We start from the raw sequence: 9,076 nt of genomic DNA on the forward strand, positions 1-9,076 counted from the left end.
GCCTTCCTCCTTTGATTAATGTACCAATTCTTTTTCGTGTGGCAAGATTGTATCTGGGAAAATCTCTGTAGGATATTTTCCTGTAAAACAAGCTAGACAATGTCCGCAATTTTGACCTTCATCCGTTCTACCAATCGCATCGACCATTCCTTCTACTGATAAATAAGTCAATGAATCGGCTCCAATTGCTTCACGAATCTCTTCAACACTATGATTTGATGCAATTAGTTCTTCATGTGTAGAAGTATCAATTCCGTAATAACAAGGATTAGTCATAGGTGGTGAACTAATAACAACGTGTACCTCTTTGGCTCCAGCTTCTTTTAACATATTCACAATTCGTCTTGAAGTCGTACCACGTACAATCGAGTCGTCTACCATCACTACCCTCTTACCTTGGACCACTTGACGAACTGGTGAGAGTTTCATCTTAACGCCTTTTTCACGCATTTCTTGAGAAGGTTGGATAAACGTACGACCAACATAGCGGTTTTTGATCAATCCCAATTCATACGGAATGCCCGTTTCCTCTGAGAAACCGATAGCTGCTGAAATACTAGAGTCAGGAACTCCTGTTACAACGTCCGCTTCAATATTGGCCTCTTTTGCAAGTTGTTTTCCTAAACGTTTACGTGCCATATGGATGTTAATACCGTCGATATCTGAATCTGGTCGAGAGAAGTAAACGTATTCCATTGTGCAAATAGCACGTTCTGCAGGGTACGCAAACTTTTCTGACTTCAATCCTTCATCATTGATTGTTATTAGCTCACCCGGTTCAACAGAACGAATAAATTCCGCTCCAATAATGTCAAACGCACATGTTTCAGAAGCGACTACCCATGCATCATCTAGCTTTCCAAGTGATAAAGGACGCAATCCATGAGGATCTGAAGCAACTAGCATCTCATCTTCTGTCATGATTAAAAATGCATAAGCACCTTTTAGTAACGTTAGAGCATTTTTCGCCCGCTCATTCATAGAACCAAACCCACTTCGCTTCAATAAATGAGCTAATACTTCCGTATCAGAAGTTGTTTGGAATATACTTCCTTGTCTTTCTAAATGTTTTTTTAAATGATTCGCATTCACCAAATTACCATTGTGAGCAATAGAAAGACTTCCTGTAGATGACCGGAAAAGCAATGGTTGAACGTTTTCAATTCCACCACCACCAGCAGTTGCATAACGTACATGAGCAATTGCAGCTTTCCCTTCAAGCTGATCTATTTTATCTCCTGTAAACACTTCGTTAACTAAGCCTTCACCTTTTACAGCTTGCAGCTTTTCGCCATCTGTTACGACAATACCAGCACCCTCTTGACCACGGTGTTGAAGAGCGTGTAAGCCATAATAACTTATTTGAGCAGGATTTGGATGCCCCCAAATACCGAATACTCCACATTCTTCGTTTAAGCCTCTGATTTCACCAAGCATGGGATAGCTCCTTTCCAAGCATCTTGGAATTCTGATACAGAACCTTCGATTAAGATTTCGCCAACTTCATCACGAATGATTAATTGTTGTTCATTCAGTACATGACCAATTTTTACAGCATCTTGAATCGTCGCTTCAAACGCTTCTACATTTTCTTCTTTTACAGAAACTAAGAAACGAGATTGAGTTTCACTAAACAATGCTGTCACTGCAGAGCCATTTACATTTACTTCTGCACCAAGTTCTGTTCCAAATGTTGTTTCTGCTAATGCGACAGCAAGGCCACCTTCTGCTAAGTCATGAGCAGATTCAACAAGTCCTTGTTGGATAGCACTTAATAATTGTTCTTGTCTTTTTGCTTCTACGTCCAAATCAATTTCTGGTGCTAGACCGAAAATCTGTCCCTCATTAAGTAGCTTTTGAAGTTCAGAGCCACCAAATTCAGTTTTAGTTTCACCAATCAGGTAAATAAAGTCTCCGGCTGCTTTTACTTTTTGTGTAGTTGTATGTGCTAAATCTTCTACTAAACCAACCATACCGATTGTAGGAGTAGGATAAATAGCAACACCACTACGTTCGTTATAAAGGGACACGTTGCCACCTATAACTGGTGATTCTAATGCTTCACATGCTGCAGAAATACCGTCTGCTGATTTTTCAATTTGCCAGAAGATTTCAGGCTTTTCAGGATTACCGAAATTTAAGCAATCTGTAATGGCTAATGGTTTTCCTCCTGAACATACAATATTACGAGCTGCTTCAGCTACTGCAATTTTGCCTCCTACTTCAGGATCTAAATAGATATAACGAGAGTTACAATCCGTTGTCATTGCAAGGCCTTTGTTTGTACCTCTTACACGTAGTACAGCTGCATCCGATCCAGGAGCAACAACAGTCGATGTACGTACTTGGTAATCATATTGATCGTAAACCCATTCTTTCGATGCAATAGTTGTTTGTTTCAGAAGAGCTAATAATGTTTCTTTATAATTTTCAACAGTCGGTTCTTCATTTTTCATTTTCTTAAATTCTGCAAAATAAGCTGGTTCTGCAGATGGTTTATGGTAAACTGGTGCATCCTCTGCCAATGCATCTGCAGGGACATTCGCTACAACTTCACCTTTATGTATTAAGCGAAGCATTTTGTCTTCTGTGACATGACCAATTGCAACAGCATCTAAACCGTATTTAACAAATAGGTCGATAACTTCTTGTTCATGTCCTTTTTTCACGACGATTAACATACGCTCTTGTGATTCAGAAAGCATCATTTCATAAGGAGTCATGTTTGTTTCACGTTGTGGTACTAAGTCTAGATTCATCTCAATACCAAACCCTGCCTTAGAAGCCATCTCTGCTGAAGAAGATGTAAGCCCTGCAGCACCCATATCTTGAATTCCTACAAGACATTCATAGTTTACAAGTTCTAGGCATGCTTCTAATAACAATTTTTCCATAAATGGATCTCCTACCTGTACAGCTGGGCGTTTTTCTTCAGAAGATTCACTTAATTCTTCCGATGCAAATGTTGCACCATGAATGCCATCTCTACCTGTTTTAGCCCCGACATACATCACCGTATTTCCTACTCCGGAAGCAATCCCTTTTTGAATGTCCTTATGGTCGATTAAGCCAACACACATAGCATTTACTAATGGGTTTCCTTCATAACAAGGATCGAATTGAATTTCACCGCCAACTGTTGGAATCCCGACACAGTTTCCGTACCCAGCAATCCCTGCCACAACTTCTTCAAATAAATATTTTACTCGTTTAGAGGCATCTAGCTCTCCAAAACGTAAGGAGTTTAACATCGCAATAGGTCTTGCACCCATTGAAAATACATCACGAATAATACCGCCAACACCTGTAGCAGCACCTTGATAAGGCTCTATTGCAGAAGGATGATTGTGTGATTCCATTTTGAAAACAACCGCTTGTTCATCACCAATATCAACAATTCCTGCACCTTCCCCAGGTCCTTGTAATACTCGAGGCCCTTTTGTTGGAAACTTACGAAGAACAGGTTTGGAATTTTTATAAGAGCAATGTTCAGACCACATAACAGAGAATAGACCCGTTTCTGTCCAGTTTGGTGTGCGTCCTAGAATGTTTTCTACTAAGGCAAATTCTTCGTCAGATAACCCCATTTGTGCGTATAACTTTTGCTCTTTAATTTGCTCTGTTGTTGGTTCAAGCTTGGACATACGATTCCCTCCACTGTTTGACAATTGATTTGAATAAGGCAAGCCCGTCTGCGCCACCTATTAATTCATTCACTGCTCGTTCTGGATGAGGCATCATACCTAGAACATTTCCTTTTTCATTGATAACACCAGCGATGTTTTCAATACTGCCATTAGGATTTTCACCTTCATACGTAAAGACGATTTGGTTATTGTCTTTTAGTTTTTGTAAGGTTTCACCATCACAATAGTAATTCCCTTCACCGTGAGCGATTGGTATTTGAATAACTTCGTCTTGATCATATTGGTTTGTAAATAATGTGTTGTTGTTCGCTACCTTTAAATTTACTTTCCGACACATAAATTTAAGGTTTTTGTTTCGTAAAAGTGCTCCTGGCAATAACCCTACTTCAGTTAAAATCTGAAATCCGTTGCATACCCCAAGTACTGGTTTACCTGCTTCAGCTGCTTTTACTACTTCTGCCATTACATTTGAAAAACGAGCAATTGCACCACAGCGGAGATAATCTCCATAAGAGAACCCTCCTGGCAATAAAATACCGTCATACCCGCTTAAATCTGTTGCATCGTGCCATACGTATTCTACTTCTTCACCGAGTTCATCTTTAATCGCGTGATACATATCTAAATCACAGTTGGACCCCGGAAATACGAGTACTGCGAATTTCATCGTTAGTTAGCCTCCTCGATTTCATAACGGTAATCTTCAATTACTGTATTTGCTAGTAGCTTTTCACTCATTTCTTTTACAATGCCATCGATATCGCGTTCTGAAGGATCGATTTGCAATTCTAAATATTTACCAATGCGAACATCTGCCACTTCGTTATAGCCCATAGTATGTAATGAACCTTTTACTGCTGATCCTTGTGGGTCTAATACACTTTCGCGAAGCGTTACATAGATTTTCACTTTTTTCATTTAGTTACTCCTCCTAGACGAGATAATATGATTTCATACACTTCAGTTAAATCACCAAGATTACGACGGAACACATCCTTATCAAGATGTTGCTTTGTTTTTGCATCCCAAAGGCGACATGTATCAGGTGAAATTTCATCTGCTAATAATACATGACCATTTTCATCACGACCAAATTCTAATTTGAAATCTACTAAAATTACATTAATATCGTAGAAAAATGGACGTAAGATATCATTTACCATTAAGCCATTGTCGTAAAGGGCCCTCACTTCTTCTTTAGAAGCAATGCCCATTACGTCAATGTGTTCTTCCGAGATCATTGGGTCTCCAAGGTCATCATTTTTGTAATAAAATTCTACGATTGGTCGTTTTAGAGGTGTTCCTTCTTCAATCCCCAATCGTTTTGCAAGGCTACCAGCTGCGATATTACGTACTACCAATTCAATTGGAATAATATCGACTTTCTTCACAAGTTGTTCGTTATCTGAAATTTTTTCAACGAAGTGTGAATCAATACCAGCATTTTTGAGTTTTTCAAAGATCAATGATGTAATGCTGTTATTTAAAACACCTTTACCTGCTATTTCTGCTTTCTTTTCACCGTTGAATGCTGTAGCACTATCTTTGTATTCAACAAACAAAATGTTTTCATCTTCTGTTGCATACAATTTTTTTGCTTTTCCTTCATACAAAAGTTGACCTTTTTCCACTTTAAATTCCCCCGGTTAGGTTAGTTATTTAGTTTAAGCCTAGACGTTCGAAAATCATGTCTACATTTTTCAAATGGTAGTGATAATCGAAACAATCGTCTATCTCTTCTTTAGATAGATAAGATGTAATTTTCTCATCTGCTTCGACAAGTTCGCGGAATTGAATTTGTTCATCCCATGCTTTTGCAGTTAATGGTTGAACAGTATCATAAGCTTCCTCACGTACAAGACCCTTGTCGATCAACGCAAGTAACACACGTTGTGAATAAATCAAACCAAAAGTACGTCCCATATTACGTTTCATATTCTCTGGGAAGACAGTTAAGTTTTTCACGATATTACCAAAACGGTTTAACATATAATTCAAACCAATTGTTGTATCAGGTAGGATGATACGTTCTGCAGATGAATGAGAAATATCACGTTCATGCCATAAAGAAACATTTTCATATGCAGTTAGCATGTGGCCACGGATTACACGTGCCATACCAACCATATTTTCAGAACCAATTGGATTACGTTTATGTGGCATTGCAGAAGATCCCTTTTGACCTTTTGCGAAGAACTCTTCAACTTCACGTGTTTCTGACTTTTGAAGTCCACGAACTTCAGTTGCAAATTTTTCAATTGATGTAGCAATTAATGCAAGAGCTGCAATATATTCAGCGTGACGATCACGTTGTAATGTTTGCGTTGAAATTGGTGCAGCTTGAAGGCCTAATTTTTCACAAACATATTGTTCTACAAATGGATTAATATTGGCGTAAGTACCAACAGCACCTGAAATTTTACCTGTTTCAATTGTTTTAGCTGCTGCTTCAAAACGTTGTAAGTTACGTTTCATTTCTTCATACCACAGAGCAAGTTTTAAACCAAAAGTAGTTGGTTCAGCATGTACACCATGAGTACGGCCCATCATGACAGTATATTTATGTTCTTTTGCCTTTTCAGCAATAATGTCGATAAAATTATGAATATCTTTTCTTAAGATTTCGTTTGCTTGTTTTAATTGATATGAAAGAGCTGTATCTACAACGTCTGTAGAAGTTAAACCGTAGTGAACCCATTTACGTTCTTCACCAAGTGATTCTGAAACGGCACGTGTAAATGCTACAACATCATGACGAGTTTGTTTTTCAATCTCTAAAATACGATCTATATTAAACGTTGCATTTTCGCGGATTTTTGTAACATCTTCTTTTGGGATTTCCCCTAGTTCAGACCAAGCCTCACAAGCTAAAATCTCTACTTCTAACCATGCTTGATATCTGTTTTCATCTGTCCAAATTGCGCCCATTTCTGGACGAGTATAACGTGCTATCATGTTTGTCTCCTTCTATTCTGCCCAAATAGCAGAATCGTTAATTTCTCTAATAGTATGATCAAGATCATCCGTCATAATTGTAACATGACCCATCTTTCTATTCTTCTTTGCTTGTTTTTTTCCGTAAAGGTGAATAGACCAATTCGGATATTTTGATAATGAATTCGTTACTGGAATCACATGTTGTCCTAGAATATTGACCATAACGGAAGGACTCCATAATTTCGGCTTACGTAATGGCCAACCACATACTGCACGAACATGTTGATGGAATTGTGAAATATTACAAGCTTCAATTGAATAATGTCCAGAATTATGTGGACGTGGAGCCAATTCGTTAATCACAACCGTTCCATCTTCTAGTACGAACATTTCGACAGCTAATGTACCAACTAGTTGTAAGTTGTCTGCGATCTTTTCTGCAGCTTCAATTGCTAGTTTTGCGGTCTTTTTTTCAATTCTAGCCGGTACAATTGTTTCATGAAGTATATGGTTAACATGAATGTTCTCACCGATTGGCAAACAATAGGTTTCACCTTGACCATTTCGTTGAACAATGACCGAAATCTCTTTTAAAAACGGTACAAAGGCTTCAGCTACGCAAGCGGAATGATCAAATAATGGGGCTACAAGTTCTAAATCATCATAAGAGTAAACGGTTTGTTGCCCTTTTCCGTCATATCCGCCTCGTGCTGTTTTGACGATACAAGGAAAACCAATACTTTCTATATTTTTTTTAAGTTGATTAAAATTCTGACATGCAATGTAATTTGCAACAGGACAGCCCGATTGAATAATTGCTCTCTTTTCTTGAATTCTATCCTGTGTAATTTTGATAAGCTCAGCACCTTGTGGTACATATGCAATTTCTGTTAGTCTTTTCAAACCTTCATAATCGATATTTTCAAATTCAAACGTAATAACATCACTAACTTCAGCCAATTCTTCAAGAGCTGTTTCATCGTTATAAGGTGCGACGATTCGAATGTCAGCTACTTGCCCGCACGGCGAATCCATGGTTGGCTCTAAGACCGCAATTTTAAAGCCGGCCTCTTTTGCAGCGAGTGCCATCATACGTCCAAGCTGGCCACCACCGATAATACCGATTGTTTGACCAGGAAAAATCGTTTTTATCACTGTAATTCACCTGTGCTTTCTAAAGCCTTCATTTTCATCGCTTGTCGTCTTGCTTCGATTTTTTCGGTAATATTAGAATCAGTTATTGATAATATTTGAGCTGCTAATAATCCTGCATTCGTTGCTCCTGCTTTCCCAATTGCCACCGTCGCTACTGGAACGCCTCCTGGCATTTGTACTATTGACAGCAAAGAATCAAGGCCATTTAATGCCCTAGATTGAACTGGCACACCAATAACAGGTAATGTAGTTTTTGCTGCAACCATACCAGGTAGATGAGCCGCACCCCCAGCACCAGCAATAATTACTTGTAAGCCTCTTCCTCTAGCTTCAACTGCATATTCAAACATTAAATCAGGTGTACGATGAGCAGAAACTACTTTCTTTTCATACGGAATTTTTAATTCGTCCAAAATATTACATGCATATTTCATCGTTTCCCAATCACTTGAACTTCCCATGATGACGCCAACTCTCGGATTCATATATGTACGCCTCCTAATAAATTACGCCTCTATAAATTGATATCGAAAATTTGTTTTGTTACATCTCATTGAAGCCTTTAGCTTCTCTTACATCATGTATTAAAATAAAATTAAAAAACCCTTAGATACCCGATTCACCATAGTATTACTATGCATGAAAAGCAGATATCTAAGGATTTATAAGTCACACAGCTATGAAAGTATTAAACTAAACACTTTTAGCCTACTTATTAATTCCTATAGTCGCTTTCCCGCATAGTCCAGCATTTACGGTGCCGGGTAGAGACACTAGAGCCAATCCTCTAGCATATATGGGGATTCAATGTTTTTCTTCTCACATTTTATCAAGAGAAGGAATTTAAGTCAATAGCAAATACGAACATTGAAATTTTAGTATATAACATTGTTCGTATTTTATTGATTTTTTGATTTATTTTTCGATTAAAATGCCTTTAAATTTAATAATTTGGCGAATAGGAACAGGTTTTCCGTTCACCATTTGAAAAAGAGGCTCCTCTTTTCTTCCTACTGGCATATACCCTTGTTTCTTCATTCTTTCCAAACAGGCGTCAATTGTTTCTGTTTCGTCTACTTCAAACCATACTTGTTTTTTTGACACTTTCTCACTTCCTCATCTGAATCTGTTTATATTATAACGGTTAGCCCATTTGAGTTCTATCTAACAAGATTCCTGTATCCTAACATACAGCACAACAAAGATTCTAGTCCGATTCCATAACAAAAAGCAAAAAGTATTTTTAATAAGTATACATAAAATTTTCTGAATGTCTTTAAGTAATTGTTGAAACTTCAAAAAAGGCAATAAAAACATTCATGAGTTTTTTACACCCA

Annotated in this window: 9 protein-coding genes and 1 riboswitch; all 9 genes read right to left on the reverse strand. The window is 37.9% G+C overall.

Annotation, left to right across the window (positions count from 1 at the left end; translation table 11 throughout):
• Positions 1-15: 15 nt before the first annotated feature.
• Positions 16-1,437: an amidophosphoribosyltransferase gene (gene purF, locus CW357_RS14880; RefSeq protein ID WP_124218456.1), complete on the reverse strand. Its 1,422-nt coding sequence runs from the start codon at positions 1,435-1,437 to the stop codon at positions 16-18.
• Positions 1,413-3,644, reverse strand: coding sequence for a phosphoribosylformylglycinamidine synthase subunit PurL (gene purL / locus CW357_RS14885; RefSeq protein ID WP_124218457.1), 2,232 nt, complete (start codon positions 3,642-3,644; stop codon positions 1,413-1,415). Before purL ends, purF begins: the two co-directional genes overlap by 25 nt.
• Positions 3,631-4,314, reverse strand: coding sequence for a phosphoribosylformylglycinamidine synthase subunit PurQ (gene purQ / locus CW357_RS14890; RefSeq protein WP_119414386.1), 684 nt, complete (start codon positions 4,312-4,314; stop codon positions 3,631-3,633). Before purQ ends, purL begins: the two co-directional genes overlap by 14 nt.
• Before the next feature lie 2 nt (positions 4,315-4,316).
• Positions 4,317-4,565 carry a phosphoribosylformylglycinamidine synthase subunit PurS gene (gene purS, locus CW357_RS14895; protein ID WP_124218458.1) on the reverse strand — a complete coding sequence of 83 codons (249 nt, stop codon included), beginning with the start codon at positions 4,563-4,565 and terminating at the stop codon, positions 4,317-4,319.
• Entirely contained in the window at positions 4,562-5,278 is a 717-nt protein-coding gene (gene purC, locus CW357_RS14900) for a phosphoribosylaminoimidazolesuccinocarboxamide synthase (RefSeq protein ID WP_119414384.1), read from the reverse strand. Before purC ends, purS begins: the two co-directional genes overlap by 4 nt.
• Positions 5,279-5,306: 28 nt before the next feature.
• Entirely contained in the window at positions 5,307-6,602 is a 1,296-nt protein-coding gene (gene purB, locus CW357_RS14905; protein WP_124218459.1) for an adenylosuccinate lyase, read from the reverse strand.
• Positions 6,603-6,614: 12 nt separating this feature from the next.
• The gene (purK, locus tag CW357_RS14910; RefSeq protein ID WP_124218460.1) at positions 6,615-7,739 is read right to left on the reverse strand and encodes a 5-(carboxyamino)imidazole ribonucleotide synthase; all 1,125 of its coding nucleotides are present in this window, start codon (positions 7,737-7,739) and stop codon (positions 6,615-6,617) included.
• Entirely contained in the window at positions 7,736-8,224 is a 489-nt protein-coding gene (gene purE / locus CW357_RS14915; protein WP_124218461.1) for a 5-(carboxyamino)imidazole ribonucleotide mutase, read from the reverse strand. Before purE ends, purK begins: the two co-directional genes overlap by 4 nt.
• 236 nt (positions 8,225-8,460) lie before the next feature.
• A riboswitch (purine riboswitch) is annotated at positions 8,461-8,559 on the reverse strand.
• A 95-nt stretch (positions 8,560-8,654) separates the two neighbouring features.
• On the reverse strand, positions 8,655-8,843 hold the full coding sequence (locus CW357_RS14920; protein WP_119414380.1) for an NETI motif-containing protein: 189 nt from the start codon (positions 8,841-8,843) through the stop codon (positions 8,655-8,657).
• Between the last annotated feature and the right edge of the window lie 233 nt (positions 8,844-9,076).

Origin of the sequence: Rummeliibacillus sp. TYF005, from assembly GCF_003844195.1 — a bacterium.
In the GTDB taxonomy this organism is placed as follows: Bacteria; Bacillota; Bacilli; order Bacillales_A; family Planococcaceae; genus Rummeliibacillus.

Bases quoted from the DNA above. Each gene is read 5' to 3' on its own strand.
- purB (WP_124218459.1), bottom strand. From the start codon at position 6,602: ATGATAGCACGTTATACTCGTCCAGAAATGGGCGCAATTTGGACAGAT.
- purL (WP_124218457.1), bottom strand. From the start codon at position 3,644: ATGTCCAAGCTTGAACCAACAACAGAGCAAATTAAAGAGCAAAAGTTA.
- purS (WP_124218458.1), bottom strand. From the start codon at position 4,565: ATGAAAAAAGTGAAAATCTATGTAACGCTTCGCGAAAGTGTATTAGAC.
- purE (WP_124218461.1), bottom strand. From the start codon at position 8,224: ATGAATCCGAGAGTTGGCGTCATCATGGGAAGTTCAAGTGATTGGGAA.
- purF (WP_124218456.1), bottom strand. From the start codon at position 1,437: ATGCTTGGTGAAATCAGAGGCTTAAACGAAGAATGTGGAGTATTCGGT.
- purQ (WP_119414386.1), bottom strand. From the start codon at position 4,314: ATGAAATTCGCAGTACTCGTATTTCCGGGGTCCAACTGTGATTTAGAT.